The sequence below is a fragment of the Streptomyces sp. NPDC045470 genome, from assembly GCF_040646595.1.
GTDB lineage: Bacteria > Actinomycetota > Actinomycetes > Streptomycetales > Streptomycetaceae > Streptomyces.
Window position 1 is genome coordinate 45,442 of sequence record NZ_JBEZAN010000020.1, and the last position, 18,484, is coordinate 63,925.

General features: G+C 70.8%; 14 protein-coding genes and 4 pseudogenes. 10 read left to right on the plus strand and 8 right to left on the minus strand.

Annotation, left to right across the window (positions count from 1 at the left end):
• Positions 1 to 209: 209 nt before the first annotated feature.
• The 4 genes from AB0A97_RS35205 to AB0A97_RS35220 all read right to left on the minus strand — a co-directional run bounded on the left by AB0A97_RS35205 (position 210) and on the right by AB0A97_RS35220 (position 6,771).
• A complete protein-coding gene (locus AB0A97_RS35205) occupies positions 210 to 4,082 on the minus strand; it encodes a hypothetical protein (protein WP_361157984.1) in 3,873 nt (1,290 codons plus the stop codon).
• 214 nt (positions 4,083 to 4,296) lie between these two features.
• Entirely contained in the window at positions 4,297 to 4,674 is a 378-nt protein-coding gene (locus tag AB0A97_RS35210) for a hypothetical protein (protein ID WP_361158236.1), read from the minus strand.
• A 226-nt stretch (positions 4,675 to 4,900) separates the two neighbouring features.
• Complete coding sequence (locus tag AB0A97_RS35215; RefSeq protein ID WP_361158215.1) at positions 4,901 to 5,686, minus strand: ABC transporter permease; 786 nt, start codon at positions 5,684 to 5,686, stop codon at positions 4,901 to 4,903.
• A gap of 86 nt (positions 5,687 to 5,772) precedes the next feature.
• A complete protein-coding gene (locus AB0A97_RS35220; RefSeq protein ID WP_361158218.1) occupies positions 5,773 to 6,771 on the minus strand; it encodes an ATP-binding cassette domain-containing protein in 999 nt (332 codons plus the stop codon).
• 317 nt (positions 6,772 to 7,088) lie between these two features.
• Here AB0A97_RS35220 and AB0A97_RS35225 point away from each other — a divergent pair, with 317 nt between their 5' ends.
• The 7 genes and pseudogenes from AB0A97_RS35225 (at position 7,089) to AB0A97_RS35255 (ending at position 12,291) form a co-directional block, all read left to right on the plus strand.
• A complete protein-coding gene (locus AB0A97_RS35225) occupies positions 7,089 to 7,211 on the plus strand; it encodes a lasso RiPP family leader peptide-containing protein (protein ID WP_361157987.1) in 123 nt (40 codons plus the stop codon).
• A 73-nt stretch (positions 7,212 to 7,284) separates the two neighbouring features.
• A complete protein-coding gene (locus AB0A97_RS35230; RefSeq protein WP_361157990.1) occupies positions 7,285 to 9,000 on the plus strand; it encodes an asparagine synthase C-terminal domain-containing protein in 1,716 nt (571 codons plus the stop codon).
• 77 nt (positions 9,001 to 9,077) lie between these two features.
• Positions 9,078 to 9,353, plus strand: a complete 276-nt coding sequence (locus AB0A97_RS35235) for a PqqD family protein (protein WP_361157993.1) — start codon at positions 9,078 to 9,080, stop codon at positions 9,351 to 9,353.
• A 104-nt stretch (positions 9,354 to 9,457) separates the two neighbouring features.
• Positions 9,458 to 9,895 carry a lasso peptide biosynthesis protein gene (locus AB0A97_RS35240; RefSeq protein ID WP_361157995.1) on the plus strand — a complete coding sequence of 146 codons (438 nt, stop codon included), beginning with the start codon at positions 9,458 to 9,460 and terminating at the stop codon, positions 9,893 to 9,895.
• Positions 9,896 to 9,953: 58 nt separating this feature from the next.
• A pseudogene (locus AB0A97_RS35245) lies at positions 9,954 to 10,061 on the plus strand (RHS repeat domain-containing protein); the annotation flags it as partial.
• 312 nt (positions 10,062 to 10,373) lie between these two features.
• Complete coding sequence (locus tag AB0A97_RS35250; RefSeq protein WP_361158239.1) at positions 10,374 to 10,748, plus strand: hypothetical protein; 375 nt, start codon at positions 10,374 to 10,376, stop codon at positions 10,746 to 10,748.
• A 577-nt stretch (positions 10,749 to 11,325) separates the two neighbouring features.
• On the plus strand, positions 11,326 to 12,291 hold the full coding sequence (locus AB0A97_RS35255) for a ribosome-inactivating family protein (RefSeq protein WP_361157998.1): 966 nt from the start codon (positions 11,326 to 11,328) through the stop codon (positions 12,289 to 12,291).
• A gap of 308 nt (positions 12,292 to 12,599) precedes the next feature.
• Here the strand turns inward: AB0A97_RS35255 and AB0A97_RS35260 are convergent, their stop codons facing one another.
• The 3 genes and pseudogenes from AB0A97_RS35260 to AB0A97_RS35270 all read right to left on the minus strand — a co-directional run bounded on the left by AB0A97_RS35260 (position 12,600) and on the right by AB0A97_RS35270 (position 15,104).
• Positions 12,600 to 12,821 carry a hypothetical protein gene (locus tag AB0A97_RS35260; RefSeq protein WP_361158001.1) on the minus strand — a complete coding sequence of 74 codons (222 nt, stop codon included), beginning with the start codon at positions 12,819 to 12,821 and terminating at the stop codon, positions 12,600 to 12,602.
• A 76-nt stretch (positions 12,822 to 12,897) separates the two neighbouring features.
• Positions 12,898 to 13,725 (minus strand): annotated as a pseudogene (locus AB0A97_RS35265) (PAS domain S-box protein); the annotation flags it as partial.
• A gap of 566 nt (positions 13,726 to 14,291) precedes the next feature.
• Complete coding sequence (locus tag AB0A97_RS35270; protein WP_361158004.1) at positions 14,292 to 15,104, minus strand: helix-turn-helix transcriptional regulator; 813 nt, start codon at positions 15,102 to 15,104, stop codon at positions 14,292 to 14,294.
• A 270-nt stretch (positions 15,105 to 15,374) separates the two neighbouring features.
• On the opposite strand from AB0A97_RS35270, the pseudogene AB0A97_RS35275 reads away from it, so the two are divergent.
• From AB0A97_RS35275 to AB0A97_RS35285, 3 genes and pseudogenes are all read left to right on the plus strand, one after another.
• Positions 15,375 to 15,752, plus strand: a pseudogene (locus AB0A97_RS35275) (aconitase family protein); the annotation flags it as partial.
• A gap of 102 nt (positions 15,753 to 15,854) precedes the next feature.
• A complete protein-coding gene (locus AB0A97_RS35280) occupies positions 15,855 to 16,451 on the plus strand; it encodes a 3-isopropylmalate dehydratase small subunit (RefSeq protein ID WP_361158008.1) in 597 nt (198 codons plus the stop codon).
• Between the two features lie 611 nt (positions 16,452 to 17,062).
• Positions 17,063 to 17,263, plus strand: a pseudogene (locus AB0A97_RS35285) (sigma-70 family RNA polymerase sigma factor); the annotation flags it as partial.
• A 417-nt stretch (positions 17,264 to 17,680) separates the two neighbouring features.
• Here the strand turns inward: AB0A97_RS35285 and AB0A97_RS35290 are convergent.
• The gene (locus AB0A97_RS35290) at positions 17,681 to 18,148 is read right to left on the minus strand and encodes a lamin tail domain-containing protein (protein WP_361158010.1); all 468 of its coding nucleotides are present in this window, start codon (positions 18,146 to 18,148) and stop codon (positions 17,681 to 17,683) included.
• Positions 18,149 to 18,484 lie beyond the last annotated feature (336 nt).

Genomic DNA, 18,484 nt, shown 5'->3' on the forward strand with positions numbered 1-18,484 from the left:
CGGTAGCCGGGCCGTACGGCCACCCGGCCGAAGGAATGGCGCACCGTCGGCTGCCGCGTCTCCGATCAGTTCTTGCCTGCGCGGCCGCCGATGGGCGCTTCATGTGTGCCGGGTATACCGGAGGCTCGTTGTTCAGGGTCATGGCGGCGCGTTGAACAAACACACACCGAACAATGGGCCGGGCGGGTGGCGAAAGGTGGGGACGTGGCTCAGCCCCGGTCCCGGTGACTGGTGGATGGTTCCGTGCAGGGTGGTGTGTAGGCGACCCCGGGGAAGTACTGGTCCCATTGGGCACGGGTGATGGCTGGATGGACGGTGCGGCAGATGCGGGCGGTGACGCGGTCCAGGTCGGTGTCCCACAGCTTCACGGAGCCGTCTGCGTCCGTGGAGGCGAGGGCGGTCCCGCGGGGCTGGAAGGCCACTGAGTAGATCTTGGCGGTGTGCCCGGTGAGCCGCGCCGTCTCTACGGGGTGCCGTGGATCGGCGGTATCCCATAAGCGGACGATCTGGTCGTTGCCCGCGCTGGCAAGGCGGGTGCCGTCGGGGCTGAAGGCCGCGTCCTGGAGGGTGGCGGTGTGCGCGCGCAGCACCGACAGCTCACGGGCCGACCCGGCCGGTGTCACGGCACGCAGTCTGACAGTGCGGTCCGCGCTGTAGCTCACCATGAGGTCGCCATGGGAGACGAAGGTCAGACCGGTGATGTCGGTGTGGCCGGTGACGCTGCGCAGCCTTTCAGGGTTCCGGGGGTCGGCGATGTTCCACAGTCGGATGGTGGGATCGACACCGCTGGCGGCCAGGACCGTGCCGCTGGGGTGGAAGCTCACGGACACGAGGGAACCGGTACGGCTGGGAATGGCGGCCAGGCGGCGGGGGCGTGCCGGACGGCTGAGGTCCCACAGGCGGATGGTCTGGTCCGTGCCGGCACCGGCCAGGAGGCGGCCGCGGGGGTGGAAGGCGACCGACATGACACCGGATCCGGGGCCGCCAGGAGTACCGGTGGGACCGGGGAGAGTAGTGATGCGCTCGGGGCGGTGAGGGTTGCTGACGTCCCACAGTTGGATGGTGTGCGCCGCGCCGCCTGTGGCGAGCATTCGGCCGTCGGGGCTGAAGGCCACCGTATGGACGGCCTCGCCCTGGCCGGTCAGGGTGGCCAGGCGGGTGGGCGCGGCGGGATCGGTGACGTTCCAGAGCCGGACCGTGCGGTCGGCACTCCCGGTGGCCAGTATCCGCCCGTCGGGGCTGAAGGCCACGCTGTAGACGATGCCGGTGTGGCGTGCAGTCAGGGCGCGCAGGTCTTCCAGGCGGACGCTGTAGTCGTCACTGGCGGTGGCCAGCGTGGTGCCGTCCGGGCTGAACGCGGCCGAGGAGACCATGTCGGTGTGACCGGCGAGGACGGTCAGCAGCGTCGGGGGGCCGCCCGGTCCGGCAGTGAGCCAGATCCGTACGGTGTCGTCGGTACCGGCACTGGCCACCATATCGCCGTCGGGGCTGAATGTGAGAGCGTTGATGACGTCGGTGTGGCCGGCGAGCGATGCGGTACGCGAACGGGGCCTGGAGGCGGTGGTGACATCCCACAGTTGGATGGTCCGGCCGGTCCCGGCGGTGGCCAGCGTCGTGCCGTCGGGGCTGAAGGCCGTCGCATAGCCCGCCGAGGTCAACGTGGTGAGGTGGCGGTGACGAGCGGGGTGGGTGACGTCCCACAGGTGGGTCGTGGCGTCGTAGTCGGCGGTCGCCAGCGTCGTGCCGTCGGGGCTGAAGGCCACGGAGCTGACGTTGTCGCGATGCTTTCTCAGGACGGCCAGCGCGCGGGGCCTGCGGGGATCGGCCACGTCCCAGAGCCGGGCCGTACCATCCTGGCCTCCTGTGGCCAGCAACGAGCCCGTGGGGTGGAAGGCCAGAGCGCTGATGTCCGCTGAGTGACCCGTGACCACGGACAGATGACGGGGCTGTCGCGGATCGGTGACATCCCACAGACGAATCGTCCGATCCCAGCCAACGGTGGCCAGTACGCGGCCGTCCGCGCGGAAGGCGGCAGCCTGGACGGTGGCGGTATGCCCCTTCAGGGTCGACAGTTGCCGGGGCCGGTGCCGGTTCTTGACGTCCCACAGCTTGATGGTCCGGTCCATGCTGGTGGTCGCGACCACGGTGCCGTCGGGGCTGAAGGCTGCGTGGGTGGTGCCGCGGTGGTGCCCGGTCAGCCGCGTCGTGTACGGCTGGGAGGACGTGCCGAGCACACTGTCGCGCGTCTCGTCCTGCGGGGCCAGCCGGTGGGCGGCGAGCCGTAGCTGCGCCGCCAAGGCCGGATCCCTCACCTGAAGCGCGGCGGCCTGCGCCACCGCCTTGCGGGCCAGCGCACTGTTACGTTCTTCGGTCGCCCGGCGTTCGGCCCCCACCGTGTAGAGCGCGCCCGCGGCGGACAACACCACGAACACGACGAGCAGCGCGACCAGTCGGCGCAGTCGGCGGGCGCGGCGGCGGGCCGCGGCGCTCTCCGCTGCCTCGGCAGCCAGGCCGGCGTCCAAGAACGCCCGCTCACGCACGGTCAGGGCGGTCTCGTCGTGTTTGAGGAGGCTCTTGGCCAGGGCGAGGCGGGTGCCCCGGTACAGGGCGCCGGAATCACGGCCGAGCGCCTCCCATTCCTGGGCGGCCTCGGTGAGCTGGCGGTGCAGGCGCAGCCGGTCGCGGTCTTCGGCCAGCCACCGGCGCAACCGCGGCCAGCTGCGGATCAGCGCCTCGTGGGTGATCTCCACATGGCCACGGTCCAAGGTGAGCAGCCGGGCGCAGGCCGCATGGTCCAAGACGGTCGTGAGGTCCGCGGTTTCGTCGAGTTCACTGCGCGGGATGCGGCGTTTGGTGTCCTCGGTGCCCTCGCCCAGGGCGGTCAGCCGCAAGAACAGAGGCCGGGCCAGGCGCTGTTGGCGGCCGGTGAGGGTGGTGTAGAGGGCTTCCGCGCTCTGGGCCAGCGCACCGTCGAGCCCACCGGCCGCCTGGAAGCCGGCCAGCGTCAGCGTGGTGCCCTGCCTGCGCCGCCAGGTCTCCAGCAGAGCGTGAGAGAGCAGCGGCAGCATACCCACCTGCCCGTGGACCTGCGCGGTCAGCGCCGCCAGCAGCGCCCCCTCCACCCGGCATCCGGCGCGGGCGGCCGGCTGGACGATGGCCCGGTGCAGCTCGCAACTGGTCATCGGGCCCAGCGTGACCTGCGCGTCGCACAATGCCTCCACCAGCTGTGCGTGCTGGGTGCAGTGCGGGTAGAAGTCGGCGCGCACGCCCAGCACCACCCGGCAGCGGCTGTTCGGGGCGTGCGCCGCGGTGACCAGCGCGGCGATGAAGGCAGCACGCTCCCGCTCACTGCCGCATACGGTGAAGACTTCCTCGAACTGGTCCACCACCACGACGACCTCTGCCTCGTCCGAAGCCAGGACGGCAATCTGGCGCAGCACCCGGTTCAGCTCCGCGTGGTCGGCCGAGAGGTCGCTGCGGAGCCAGCCGGGGGAGCGGCCGACGTGCGGCGCCAGGTGAATCGCGCACTCCTCCAGCGGGTGGCTCCCGGGCGTGAAGAGCAGGGGGAGCAATTGCGCGTTCCGGGCACGCAGGCAAGGCACGAGGCCGGCCCGTAGCAGTGAGGATTTGCCCGCTCCCGAGGCACCGAAAAGGGTCACGAAGCGCTGTCCTTGCAGGCGTGTGGCCAGCTCTTCGACCAGCCGCTCGCGGCCGAAGAACCAGTCGGCGTCCTGCGCCCGGAAGGCTGCCAGCCCCGCGTACGGCGCACGCTCTGCGTCCTTCGCGCCGGCTGTCTCCCGCACTGCGGCCTCGGCGGCGAGCTCGGCCGCCACCTCCCGCCAGCGCCGCTCCCACTGCTGGACGTCACCTCCGCAGGCGCGCACATACGCCACCGCCACCGCCAGGCTGGGCAGTTGCCGCCCCGCAGCGGCTCCGGAGAGGGCCGCGGCCGAGTAGTGCGCACGCTCCGCCAGCACCCGGTACGTAGGACCACCGGCCTGAGCCCGCAGCCGCCGCAGATCTGCGGCGAACCGCAGCAGCGGGCTGTCCCCAGGATCAAGGGGTCGCTCTGCGCGAGGCATCGCCCCACCTCCCCGAGCCCCGCATTGTTCAGCATCCGTTTGTATGTCACCAGCTACTGGACACTGGACAACAGGTTCTTGCCGAGCCGGTGGCACCGGTCCAGCGGCGGGTGGCTCTTTCAGCTTCATCGAGGGTGCCGCAGGCGCGGTACGCCACTGGGAGCCGGCCGAATCCACCCTCGTCGCGTCGTTGAGCACCCACCCCTGGGATGTGTCAGCCACCGGTGTCGGGACAGCGCTCTCGGGGAAGCCGGCCGGGCCCGGCCGGCTTCCCCCAGGGGCGGCGGAGGTCCGCGGCCAGCGGCCGGGCGAGGCGGAGTCGGATGTGGGCTGCGATGACCCGGTCCTTGCGATGCTGGCCGGAGCGGCTGGTGAGGATTTCAGCGAAGGAGCGGATGAGCTGTTCGGCGGCGGCCAGCTCAGGGCAGTTGGCGAAGATGCCGGCGAGGCTTCGGGGCGGCTGCGCGGAAATTCGCCGGTCCCGCCACACCGCGGGGGAGAGCGCCACCGACCGTTGGCCGCACACTCGTACGCTCGCGCCAACGACCACGACCACGCCGATGCCCCAGGCTCGATGACCAGCCTGGTTCACGCCTCGGTCGTGCGAGACCTGCGGCCGCCTGAACGAGGTATGGCGTGGAAGACGTGTGGACGGGGGTGTGACTGCCCCCGCCCGCGTTTGCCCTCACTGGATTCGCCGTGCTGGCGAGTGCGGTGCCATACGAAAGCGGCCCCGACTTGGAACTCGTATGAGAAAGAAGGTTCTTCCAACGGGTTCGGGGTGGGGGTCCTGCTCTTCGGGAAAGTTCTCCCGCGCCTCATTCCAGTCGGCCGAAACGGCGGGCGGCCCACAGCAGCACGCCCGCGCCCAGCAGGACCAGGACCACGATTTCAAGTGCGGCCGGGGGCTGCCAGTCGTCCCAGAGCACCCCGGTGGCGGCAGTGGAGCCGGGGACGTGGTGTGCGATGCTGCGGCGCAGGACGTCGACGGCGTAGGCCAAAGGGTTGACGGCGGCCAGCTGGGCGAGCCAGCCGGGCAGAGCGGTCAGCGGGAAGAAGGCTCCGGACAGGAAGAGCAGCGGCATCAGGGCGAGGCTGAGCAGGATGTGGAAGGACTCGACCGTACGGATGCCGATGGCCAGCGCCGCCGCCAGGATCGTGAGGACGAACGAGGTCAACGCCATTGTGGCCAGCAGCGACAGGAGCAGCACGGGTTCGTAGGGCAGCCCGACGATGCCTGCGGTGGCGAGCAGGACCGCGCCCTGGACGGTGGCCTCCGTGGTACCGCCGAGGCAGCTGCCGTACAGCAGGGTGGAGCGGCGTACGGGCGCCATCAGTGTCTCGCGCAGGTAGCCGCTCTCGCGGTCGGTGATCAGGCGCATGCCGACGGTCACCGCGGGAGTCTGCACGGTCATCACCAGTAGGCCGGGGAAGAGGTAGGCGCGGTAGTCGCCGCCGACGGCCGTAGCGGGCACCAGGGCGGCCAGGCCGCCGCCGAGGAGCAGCAGGAACAGCAGGGGCTGGACCAGCATCAGGGTGGTCTGCGCGGGCTGGGCGAACATGCGCAGCAGGTCGCGCAGGACGAGCGCGTGGACGGCGCGCAGTTCCCGTACGAGAGGGCCCGGAGTGTCGGTGGCGGGTGGCGCCGGGGCCGGCTGCCGCGGTGGTGCGGGGCGATCCGCGGGGGCCGTCACCGCTGTCTCCCCTCCTCGTGATCAGGCGAGGCGCCACCGTGACCGGGAGCCGTGTCGACGTGGCCTGGTGGCGGGCCGGGGTGGGTGATGCGGCGGCCCGTGTGGTGGAAGAAGACGTCGTCCAGGGTGGGTTCCGAGAGGGTGATGGCATGCACGGAGATGCCGCGCGCGGCCAGGGCGGCGCACACCCGGGGCACCTGCTGCGCTCCCGCCGCCACGGCGACCGTCAAGCCGTCCGGTCCGGTGGCCGGGCGCAGGGAGAGGTCGTGACGCAGGGCGGTGGCCGCCGCGGCATCGTCGCCGGTGCGCACGCGTACCTGGTCGTCGCCGATCGCGGCCTTCAGGGCCGCCGGGGTGCCGTGGGCGACGACGCGGCCGTGGTCGAGGATGGCGATGCGGTCGCAGTGCTCGGCCTCGTCCAGGTAGTGGGTGGTGACGAACAGGGTGGTGCGGTGCTCGGCGCGGAGCCGCGCCAGGTGGTCCCAGACCTGGACGCGGGCGCGCGGGTCGAGGCCGACGGTGGGCTCGTCGAGGAAGAGCACGCCGGGCTCGTGGAGCAGGGCGCGGGCGATCTCCAAGCGGCGGCGTAGCCCGCCGGAGAGGGTGCGTACACGGTCCCGGCGCCGCTCGGTCAGCCCGGTCAGTTCCAGGAGTGTGGCACTGCGCGCGCGGGAGCGGCTGCGGGAGAGGCCGTACAGGCGCGCGTGGAGGAGGAGGTTGCGTTCGACGCTGAGGTCGGGGTCGACGGCGCTGTGCTGGAACAGCAGGCCGACACCGCGCCGTACCTGCTGCGGCTGGGTACGGACATCGGCCCCGGCCACCCGGGCCTGCCCCGAGGTGGGGCGGGCCAGGGCGCAGAGCATCGCGATGGTGGTGGTCTTGCCGGCGCCGTTGGGGCCGAGAAAGGCGAACGTCTCCCCGGGGTGCACATGAAGGTCGACTCCGCGGACCGCCTCCGTGCCGGGATAGTGCTTGGTCAGGCCGTGGACGCAGATCGCGTACCGGGCGGTGTGGTCAGCATGGCCGACTTCGCCGGTGCGGCCCGCGTGATCACCGTCGTCGGTGTGATCATTGCGATCGGTGTGACCGGCATCGTCTCCGGCGCCGGTCACCGTCCCGCTCCCGGTGCACGACCGACGTGCGGCGCCCGGCCGCGCGGCCCCGCTGACCAGCCCACCCGGCTCGCCGTCCGGCTCATCTGTCTGCTTCCTTTTGACGTGGCACGCTGCACCCCTCACGCTGGAAATAGAGGGAAAAATACCCTATATGTCGCGTAAGTTCTGCGCGGCGCCGACCTGACAGCAGAAGGAAGGTGACGATGATGCGCCTGCGCTACACGCCTCCGAAGGTCGTCCGCATCGGGCGAGTCGAGAAGCTGACCGGGCAGCTGCGGCGGGGAACCCCCGACGTGGTTGGCCACGGCAACCTGTTCTGACCGACTCTCAGTACGGGCGGAGCCGGACGGTTCCGCCCCGTGCCGGGGACCAACCCGGGGAGCGGGGAGAGCGATGGCCGTCCAGTACCTGACGGAGTTTCCCGGCTGTTCCGGACGAGTGGCCGCCGGTGCGACCGTCGTGGACCACGCGTACGTACCGTTCGGCGCCCGCCGCAGCCACCGTCCGCCCGGCAGCTACGTGCGTCAGTGGCTCCCGGAGGGAACGGCCACTCCCGCAAGCGGCACCCTCCAGCCGTTCTCCCATGCCTCCCTTTCCCTCGCCGGACCGCCCCCGCGCGAACTACCACCGGAACGGGTGCAGAGCCTGATCCGCGACGTGGACCGCGGCGCGTACGCCGCCCTACGCCAACTGGGGCCGGATGTCGCCGGCGCAATCGTCACGCCTCGGCGCATTGTCCTCTTCCGAGGGGTGTGCAGCGCCGATCAGCTCTTCTTCCGCGCGTCCGACGGCTGGACACGCTGGTCGAGTGACCCGCGCGACCTGGTCGACGGCCCGCCGCGCTTCGACCACGAAACCCTCTGGCGCGCGTGCCGGGGCGAGGACGTCTTCGTCTTCCCCGGCCTGGAGCGGCTGTCTCCCGGCCGGCTCGTCGTGGCGGACGGCTGGTCCACACATACCGAGACGTACGACGAGATAACGGAACTGCCGATCCCGCGCCGCACCTCACTGCGCACCTACGCCGAAGTCGGCTACGAACTGCTTCGGGAGGAAACCCGCCGGTACGCGTCCGCCGGCCGTACCGGGGTCCTGCTCTCGGGCGGCGTCGATTCCGCGACCGTGCTCGCCGCGCTCGCCGACCACGGGGCCGATGTCACCGCATACCACATGCGCAGCACCGACCCGCTCGCCGACGAATCGCCGCGGGCGCGCGAGGTGTGCCGCGCGCTGTCGGTTCCTCTGGTGACGGTGGACCCGCCCGGTGAGGACGAGCCCTACTTCCCCGACCGTCACGACTTCCCGCTGCCCTTCAACCACGTCTGGTTCCGCCGCCTGGACCTGACGGCCCGCCGGATTGCCCAGGACGGGGTCCGTACGCTGCTCACCGGCCTGGACGGAGACATCGTCTTCGGCCCGCTGCGCTACGGCCTGTATGACGTCGCCGTCGCCGACGTGCTGTGGCGCGAGCGGTTCGCCATGGCCAACGGCCTGCTCAGCTCCCGATGGGAACTGAGCCGGATCATCCGCAGCCTCCGCCCCGGACGCTCGCTCTACGAAGACCCCGAAGCAACCGCTGAAACCGAGCGTGCCAGCGACTTCCTGGTCCCCGCCCCCGACGCCGGCCCCGAGCGGTACGAGCCGGACTCGGCCGCGCAGGAGCACACACTGAACCTCACGGTCTGGCGGCCGTACGACATCCACTGCGCCAAGCCCTGGGGCGGGCGCGACCTGCGCCGGCTGTCGGCCCGGCTGCCCAACGCCTACCGGGTCATCCCGTACGGCGGGCGCACCATCGACAAACCCGTACTGCGTCTCGCCGCCGCGCGCCGCGGGGTGCCCTCCTGCGTGTGGCGGCACTACGGGCGGGACTGGCTCGGCTCACCGGACGAGACGTGGTGCCTGCGCCACCCGGACGCCATCGCGGACATCCTGGGCGGGACCGACACCCGGCTGACCGCCCTGGGCATCGTCGACCCGCACCGCCTGGCCACCGTCCTCGCCGACCCGCGCGCCCTGCGCCGCAACGCCGAGAACCTGCTGTGTACGGCCATGGTCGAACTCTTCTTGCATGACCTGGCGCACAAGACCGCCCCGGTGCCCGGGACATGAACACCGGACGCACGCCTCGGGGCCCATGTCCACGCAACGACCGCCATGGTTCCGGCCCCTGCGACAGGAGATCTACGATGCCGCTGATCCGCCTCGCCGAACAGACCGTATTCGACCCTGCCGACGGTACGGGCGTCCTCCTGGACACCACCGAAGGCGTCTATTTCGAGCTGAACCCCACCGCGACCCTCATCCTGGAAGCGGCCATACGCTGCGAGACCTACGACGAAGCCGTCCGCGACCTCGCGACACGCATCGACGCCGGCGACAGCGAACTGCGCGAGGGCATCACCTCGCTCGCCGCCCAGCTCGCCGAGAGCCGCCTCATCGTGCCGAGTGGTGTGTCGCCGTGACGGGCTGGGCGAGCGGGATCCGGACGACCACGAACCGGACGGCTGCTGACCGGGCGACCGCGGACTGGGCCTTCCTGCTGTGGGGCGAGGATGCGGCCGGGCCCGTGCCTCGCACGCCCCCATCGGCGCACCTGGCCGCCGCCGTGCACACCGCGCGGGCTCTACGGGGCCTGAGGCGGCACGGCTGGGGCGTGGCGCAGACCCGTCTACGCGATCTGCGGCCGGCCACGGGCGCCCACCGCGGCCTGCCGGAGGCCACGGCCGTCCGCCTCGCCCGCCGGGAACTGGCCCGCTGTCAGCTCGTGGTACGGCTGACCGAGCCCAACGCACTGTGTCTGGCCAGGTCATTCGCGCTGGCTGTCCACCTGTCAGTGCTCGGACTGCCGGCCGAGACCATCATCGCCCGGCAACGGTCGTCGATCGGAGCCCGGTTCGCCTTCCACTCATGGACCGAACTGTACGGCGAGGTCCTCAACGACGTCCCGGTCGTCCAGAGCGGCCACACGGTGCTCCAACGGGTCGGGTGCACCGCGCTCCACTGACCGTCCGAGCGGCCGTCCTCGGGCAAGGCCCCATCGGGCCAGGCTGTGCAGGCGGGCCATGCCCCAGGACGGCAACCTCACCTCGGTGACCGGCACCAGCGGCACCGCGACGGTCTTCGAGTACGACGACGCGCACCGCATGACCGCCTGGATCGACACCAACGGCAGTGTTACGACTACACCTACGACGCGCACGGCCGCCTGCTGCCCCCACCCAGCCCGACGGCTGGCTTCGTTCACTTCACGTACTCCGTGGCCGCCACCGCGGCCCCGGCCTGGACGACCAGATCGTGAGCGCCGCGATCGGCACCCACTGTCTGGACATCAGCGAGCCGAAGACGCCGCGTGGCGAAGAGCCCGGCTACCGGCTCCACACCGCCCGGTGGGGCCTGTCCGACCTCGACCCCGCCCGGTGCCCACCCACCGTCGTGTCCGACCAGGACCCGCAGTCGCCGGCCGGCCCCGGTGCGCACGCTTCGTGCCGACTACCGGTCCGGGGCCGGGGGAGCGGGAGATTCCCAGCGTCCCGCTGCGCTACGACCGGGCGGTCCTCACCGGCGCGGTGGTGCGGGAGAAGCTGCGCACCACCGCTGTGCGGACCGGGCGTACGACCCCGCCGCGCATCAGCAAGCAGCGATGCCCGAGCGTTGTCGAGCTCAGCGCTCCGCACCCGATCGTGCAGCCCATCGAGGGCGAGGACTACACCGTCCTCGCCCCTCCGCCGCCGGAGAAGCGCACCCGCTGGCGCGTCGACGTGACGCGGGACGGGCGCCGCCTTGCGGGCCATCGCCGCGATGTGGGGCGGGAGGTGGCGGTCAAGAGAGTCGATGTCGTCGCTGAGTCCGGCGCGTAGCCCGTGCAGGCACGCTGCGGTGAAAAGTCTCTGCGGGGCCCCGTTGGTTGTGGCCGGTTGTGAAGGCAGCCTCGGCGCGCGCCTGGGCCCACGCGTACCCGAGGCCCAGCTCAGGATCGCCGTTTTCAGGGGCGGGATCTCCCAGCAGGCCCGTCGGCTCTGCCCGTTCCTCGGGCCCGGGGTCGTCGGCTCGGCTGCGCTGCTGCTTGGTCTGCGGGTACGACCGGCGGGCTCCTCAGAGGTGCCCTCGCGTTGGCGGTACGCGGCGAAAGCATGGCTGCCCTGTTCGAACCTGTGTCGTATCCGCTGATCATTGACTGTCTCTGGCGGTTGGCGGGTTGGTGCAACGCTGGTGCGGGGTGGGCGGTTTTCGATGGGGCAGGGCGGGGGGCCGACGTTAGATAACCGTTAGGTCGGCGCGGCAGAGTGAGGGACACCCGCTGTGGGCCGTGGCTCGTCCGTCCTGGTCTTCGGCGGCCTCGGGCCGCCTGATGTCTTGCGGTCGCCGGGCCCCGGAACTGCGGCCGCACCCTCGCCGGCCAGCCACCTCGACCAGAACGTTTCAGGAGAACCTTCGATGCATCCGATATCCGCACCATGGCGTTTCGGCCGGCGGCTCGGCATTCTCTGCCTTGCCCTGTTCGCCGCGTGCAGCCTGCTGACCGGCAATGCGAAGCCCGCATACGCCGAGACCACCCAGCGCTGGACCGTCATGGACTTCAACATGTCGAACTACCTCCGGTACCAGACCCCCGGCCAGGTCACTCCAGAGACGAGCGCCAACGCCCGCCGCTACCGGTACATGGTGGATCAGCTCCGGGAGCTCGCAAGCCACCCGCTCACTTACGCGGATGCGGGAATGGCCCAGTCTCCGCGAGAGCTGAACAGCAACATCATCGAGATGCGGATCTGGGACAACTTCCGTTCGGACATCGCGCTGTACTTCAGCGCGAGCAACCTCTACCTGCTCGGGTTCGCCGTCGACGGGGTCCACTGGCGGTTCAGCGACACCCCCTCGTCCCTAGCGCGAGAACTGCAGGCCCACTACGGAGGGCCGCTCCCGCTCTTCAACAACCTCGGCTACACCGGGCGCTACCGCGACTTGGACCCCGGCGAGGACCGCGGCAACTTCCGCTACACCTCAGAACGCTTCGCCAACGCCATGCAGAGCCTGCGGCATGTGCGCGACGGGGACACGCGACGCTACCGTGGAGACATCGCCGCGGTCATCGGCGCCACCTCGGAAGCAGCCCGCTTCGGCTGGATCCAGCGACGCATCGACACCGTCATCCTCAACGGACGGGACCCCCAGTCGGACGGCACCGTGCAGAACCTCGGCAACTTCGGCGTAGGCCTGGAGAACGCGTGGTCGTCTCTGTCCAGAGCCGTCCACGAGAGCCTGCGAGGCGAAACCACCCGTCCGGTGACCGTCGACCACCGGACCTACCGCAACTGGACCGACGTCAGCCGCGGCGTCGGCGACAACCAGTCAATCGCGCCCCGCATCGCCCCCTTCATCTCCCTGTACGCCTCCGGCAACTGACCTCACAGCAGACCGCCACACCACACACGCCGGCCGTGTGCCCCGCTGTCAAAGTCAGGGGGCGCGGCCGGCCCGCATACAGGGCGCAGCGAACCCGGCACCGGCCGCCTGCCCCGGCCCGGAAACCGCGGAACCCGGCGCCGTCGGCCGCCGTGGCCACCCGCCATCTGAGCCGAAGCAGGATAGCTGTCAATAGGCGGGCTTGCGAAGCCTTGATGAAGTGATACGGCGGTGTCGGTCAATCCGCCCAGTTGCCTGGCGCGCAGGTACGGTGGCCACGCCCTGGGGGCGCCGGGGCGAAGGCAGCTTCAGCAACCGGCGCTCGTAGTGCTCGGCGGGGCTGCCGGGAAGGCGATCAGGAGCAGGGTCACATCGTCAGCGGCGTCGGCCGCGGTGACATCGGGCAGCATGGCCTGCACGACGTGGTCGGCAGCCCTCTCCAGGTCGCCGGCTTGCGAGCGGGCTCGCCCAAGCGCCGCCGTCAGGGCGGTGATGCGGGTGTCGATGTCGCTGTGCGGGGTCTCGACCAAACCGTCGGTGTACAGCGCCAGCGTGCTGCCGGCCCGTGAAAGTATCCAGGGTCGCCATCAGTTCGCGCGGTTTCACCCCGTGCAGCGCCAGGGCCCGGGCCGCCGAACGCAGCTGGCCCATGACCACGGCGGCTTCCAGGCCGCGGCCCATCACATCACCGATGATGATCCCGGTGCGCCCCGCCCCGAGGTCGATCAGGTCGTACCAGTCCCCGCCCACCCCGCGCCCCTGGGTGGAGGGCAGGTAGCGGGCGGCCGCGTCGGTGCCTGGGATGCGTTCGGCCTCGCCCGTCAGCCGCAATGCCAGGGACAGGTGCCGCAGCTCGGCCAGTTCCTGCTGCGCGCGTTTGCGGCAGGTGACATCGCGCATCGTCGAGCAGGCGCCGGTGATGGTGCCGCTGCGGTCGCGGATCGGCCACAGCGTCACGTCGATGTCCAGCAGCCGCCCGTCGCGGGTCAGGCGGCGGGTTTCGTAGTGCTCGATTCGTTCGCCGGCGGCCAGGCGGCGCAGCAGCCCTGCTTCCTCGGCCTTGAGACCGGACGGGATCACCAGTTCGACATGGCGGCCGACGGCCTGGCCGGCTCGGTAGCCGAACAGGCGCTCGGCGGCCGTGTTCCAGAAGGTGATCCGCCTGTCGGCGGTCTTGGTCAGGATCGGGTTTTGCGAGCACTCCATCAGCTGCCGGAACAGCTCCGGCCGGCCGGGGTTGCTGCGCGGGGGTGCCACTGACGTCATCGGTGCCTCATCTCGCACGGCGCATCCCCACCCACGACCTTGGTCCTGCTGGTCAGCAGGCGGCCGGGGTACCTTCTGTGGCCCGATGCCCGACAGGATGCGCACATTGCACCACCGCCGCTCGGACTGCACGGCCTTTGCCCGCTCTTGCCGTTCCTGCGACCACATGGGTCACTTCGGCTCCGTGAAACGATCGTGTGGCGATCGCTTGGGTGCGGCGGGCCGGACGGCGGGGAGGAGAGCCCGGCGGGACGAGGACCTCCAGGCAGGCGCACGTCTGCTCGGCCCTACCAGCGGGGGGGGCGGGAGGCCGAATGGCTGGGCATGACCGGCTGGCTTCGCTGGTCGCACCAGACGGGTGATGCGGCGGGCCGGACCGATGGCGGCTGGATGCCGGTGACGGCAGCGCCCGGTCCGCCGATGTGCACCGCCTCGGCGGCGCTGGTGACAGCCAGCGGCTGCGGCGCCGCCGCCGTTGTGAACTCGTGTGCTGGCCGGTCCGGTGGCGTCGTGACGGGGCCACACGGTGTCGTTTCGCGGACAGGTGCGTCCCGGGTGTCGTTTTGCGTGCTATCCACGGGCGGTGCGGCAGCGGAGTATGGAGCGATGAGCGGCTGCGTACGAACCGTTCACAGCCTGCGTTGGCCCCGACCCCGCCGACGCGAGTGGCGGGCGGCGGGGACCGGACATCAGGCACGGCTGGTCCCGCCGCTTCACTGGCACCGCCCAGATGTCTACGGGGCGCGCAGGGTCTGCTGGGGAGTGCGGCCGTAGGCGGTCCGGTAGGTGGCGGCGAAGCGGCTCGGGTGGGCGAAGCCCCAGCGGGCGGCGATCGCGGTGACCGTGGCACCGCTGCCGGGGGTGGCGTCGACGAGGTCCTGGTGGGCGTGGGCGAGACGGACGCGCCGCAGGTAACCGGTGGGTGTGACGTCCATGTGGCGGCGGAAGGCGTGCTGGAGAGCCCGCGGGCTGACGTGCGCGGCCGCAGCGATCTCGGACAGGCCGATGTCGGCGTCGGGATGCGATTCGATGAAGGCCACCGCCCGGCGCACCGTCGACGGAGTCGCGTCGCGTGACGCGGAGGCGGCGGGGTCGCTGTGGTGGTTCAGGGTGTGGGGGAAGACTGCGAGCGCGGCGGTGGCAAGAAGACGGGTGATTCCGGAGAGGACCAGGGGCTGGGCGACGGCTTCCGGGCCGGCGGCGACCTCTGCCAGGGCGAACGCGACCGTGCGCTTCCAGTACCTGGCCATCTGAGGACTTACGGCCTTGGAGTCGGTGAAGCGCAGCGGACCTGCGGGCAGGCCCGAAGCTGCCGCCGCCATGGCCAGTTGTTCTGTCGCGAGGCCGACCGTGCGAAATCGGGCATCGGTAACCCGGCCGACGCAGGGGGCGTCGGGCTGGGAGATCAACAGCACGTCGCCCGGGCCGAACCGGTGGCTGTCGTGTCCCCAGGAATGTTCCAGGCGGCCGTGCGTGCCCTGGAGGGACGAGAAGAGCAGGGGCTGCAGGGGCTCACGGCGATAGGTGATGTCAGCTGCCAGCACCATCCGGTCGAGGGAGAGCTCCCCTAAAACGTACCGGCAGTGAGTGATCTTCTGGTCCGGGCCGAGGCCGTGTACCTGAAGGCGGGCACCGTAGGCGGCGTCCAGGAATGCCCGGCATGCTTCCGGGTCGGTACTGGAGAATTCAACCAGGTTAGGCTGGGTGGAACTTCCCGCGCTCACAGCGCCACATTCTCTCTCAACGGGCCAGCTACAAGAGGGCGCGGCGCGCGGTACGGCGCAGTCCTCGGGGCGCCGCCCATCGTACCGGGCATGGTCTTTCCCGGCTCGTGCACCAACGGCCGCTTGGAGGACCTGCGGGCTGCGGCCTCCGTCATCGAGGGGCGCTCCGTGGCCGCAGACACCCGCCTGCTCGTCGTCCACGGTTCCATGGAGGTCCGAAAGGAAGCCGAGGTCGAAGGGCTGCACGAAGTCTTCCTGGCGTCCGGCGTCGAATGGCGGTCGCCGGGCTGCTCGATGTGCCTGGGGATGAACACCGACCGGCTCGAAGGCGCAGTGCGCAGCGCGTCCACCTCCAACCGCAACTATGAGGGCAGGCAGGGCACCGCCGCCCGTACCCATCTGGTCTCCCCGGAGGTGGCCGCCGCCACGGCGGTCACCGGCTGGCTCGCCGCCCCCACCGACCTGGCATGAGAGGTCTCACACCTGTGCAACCCTCCACCCAGCACACCGGCACCGCGGTGCCCGTGCGCCGACGACATCGACCAGATCCTGCCCGCGGAGTTCTGCAAGCGGGTGGTCAAATCGGGCTACGCGGATGCGTTGTTCAAGCGCTGGCGGGATCGGGGCGACTGCGTCATCGACCGGCCCGAACACCGCGGCGCGACGATCCTGCTGGCCGGTAAGGACTTCGGCATCGGCAGCTCGCGCGAGCACGCCGTCTGGGCGTTGCGCGACGGCGGCTTCCTGGCCGTGGTGGCCACCGGATTCAGGGACATCTTCCGGCGCAACGCACTGAACAACGGACTCATCCCGGTCGATCTGCCGGCGCCGGTGATCGAGGGGCTGGTGGACCGGGTGGAGGCCGACCCCGAATTCCGGCTCACCGTCGACCTGCGGGCCCGCTGCCTGCGCTGGGCGGACGGCGGCGCCGATTTCCCGGTCGACGACCGGGCGCGCCGAATGCTGCTGGAAGGCCAGGACGCCATCGAGCAGACACTGCTGCGGGAGGACACCATCGCAGCGCGAGGCGGACCGCGCCCCCTGGCTGCCGGCCGTCGAACGAGGAGCGTTCGACGCAGTTGCATCGGGCTGAAGAGCACCAGCACCTTGACGCGAAGCACGCAGGTCGTGTGTCAGGCCCTCGTGAGGATGTACGAAGCCCGTCTGTGACACCGGGCTCCCAGTGGACGATAAGCCCGGGGAGCTTGGCCTCCCATGCGGGGCACAACGCGCTGAGGATCGTGTCGGATGCAGTAGTCGGCACCGAGTCGCCGTCAGGCGCAGCGGTCGGAAGGAAGTGTCAGGTCGCGACGGCGAGCTTGGACATCACAGGTCACCTGGAACCGGTGCCGACTCCAGAGTGACCGGGCTGCCCTTGCACAGTCACACAAGTGGACACCTTGATCGTAGGCCCATGGCTCCCTTCGGTTCCCTGGTACCTCGACCGTTGGCTCTGCCGCGGCAGCTCTCTGAGGAAGACCGCGAAAGGCTGGGCCAGAGGTGATCGTTGGCTTGGACAAGCACCGGATGGCCCAGCCTGTCCGGTGGGTGTGCGGTTACCTGTCAGGGGCACCGGCCGACGATGGCCAGGATGCTCGGGGAGCGTACGGTGCCGGGTGTTGAGCCCGCGGGGCGGCGGTTCCAGCCGCCGCCCCGCTGCCCGTTCGTCCCGTACGGGCTGGTCCTGATACGCCGTGCCGGCCTGTCGCTGCAGCGAAGCCGGAGTGGCGGCCGATGCTGTTCTCGTTCAGGAACCTGATGGCGCCTCGCACGTACTCGTCCGGGAAACGGGCCGCAGGCTGCCCGGACGCGAGCGCCGCATCCTGTGCTGGCGGTTCTTCGAGGACATGACGCACAGCGCGATCGCCGCCGAGCTGGGCCTGTCCCAGATGCACGTCTCGCGCCTGATCAGCCGGGCCCTGGCCCGGGTTCGGGCGGAGGTGGAGCACAACGCGGAGCAGGAGTACGGGGCCGCTGCGTGATCAATGGGTGCTTCGGTGTGGGCTCCACCCCGTTGATGCCTCCCGTTGCGTGAAAGACACCGGCTGCGTGCAGGGCCGGGGCGTTGGCTGTGACAAGGGCAAGAGGAAGGGGTAGCTGACTCTGGCGGGACCGTAGGAGATCCGGTAGCCGCACCGTGTGCACTCTTCGGTGATCACGTGGTCGGCCTCGGTCTGCGAGCGGTGGTGCTGTGGCGCGCAGCCGTGCGTGGCCATGGTGGGAAGCATGGTCATCTCCTCGCGCCGGGCGCACGCCGACGCGAAGCTCATTGTTGCGACACCGCACGGTGAGCCCAAGCTCGGTACCGGCCGCCGCGAGTCGGCGGTGCGCCGCAGCCTTCCCCGTGGCCGCGGCGCACCTGGCAGGCGGGGCCGTTGGGAGACGGCCCCGCGCTGTGGCTAGCGCAGATGACGGCCCCAGTGCTTGGTGTCGACGATGCGGTGGTGGTCGTTGCGCAGGGTGGCGGTGTCGCGCCGGTTGTCCCAGGCGTAGTTGCGGCGATTCTGGAAGACGTCGCGCCAGGTGTCGCGTCCGTGGCCGGTGCGCACGCGCACTTCCTGGCGGCCGCCCAGGCGCAGGTGGTTGAAGCGGTAGGTCTTGTGGGTACGCTCGCTGGTCAGGGTCCAGCCCTTGAGGTTGACCGGGCGGTGGCCGGTGTTCTTGACGGTGACCCACTCGGCGTTCAGGGAGCGGTTGGAGCCGTCGTCGCGGCCGGGGCTGTCGGCCTGCACCGCGCCGATGACGACGGGGGAGCGGTGGGTGGCGGGCAGGGTGCGGGTGTCGGTGGCCGTGGCCGGCAGGGCGGCGGCGCCGACGAGGGTGGCCGAGCCGAGCGCGAGGGCCGCGAGACGGGCGGAACGGGACAAGGTGAACCTCCTGCGGACGGCCCCGCCGCGGGCGGGGCCGGTAGGACGAGATGCCCAGACGGGTGCCGGGCGGACTCACTGTGCGCCCGTGCGGCAGACAGTGGTTGAACATGCGACGGCCCATTACAGAACCCGGACATTTGCACAACTCCTGTGTGTCCACCATGCACGCCCCGGCGCCCAGCCGTAGGCCACACGCCCCCTGGCACGCCGCACCGCACACGTCCGTGACCTGGCCCTTTCCGGGCTCGTGGCGCGCGGGGGTGGCCTCCCGCACGGGTGTGCAGGTATGGCGTGGGCTGCTGGGAGCGCATGTCCATGCCGAAGAGGGTTCGC

Excerpts from the sequence above, each read along its gene's own strand:
- AB0A97_RS35205 (WP_361157984.1), bottom strand. The coding sequence starts at position 4,082 with ATGCCTCGCGCAGAGCGACCCCTTGATCCTGGGGACAGCCCGCTGCTG.
- AB0A97_RS35230 (WP_361157990.1), top strand. The coding sequence starts at position 7,285 with ATGGCCGTCCAGTACCTGACGGAGTTTCCCGGCTGTTCCGGACGAGTG.
- AB0A97_RS35235 (WP_361157993.1), top strand. The coding sequence starts at position 9,078 with ATGCCGCTGATCCGCCTCGCCGAACAGACCGTATTCGACCCTGCCGAC.
- AB0A97_RS35255 (WP_361157998.1), top strand. The coding sequence starts at position 11,326 with ATGCATCCGATATCCGCACCATGGCGTTTCGGCCGGCGGCTCGGCATT.
- AB0A97_RS35270 (WP_361158004.1), bottom strand. The coding sequence starts at position 15,104 with ATGGTGCTGGCAGCTGACATCACCTATCGCCGTGAGCCCCTGCAGCCC.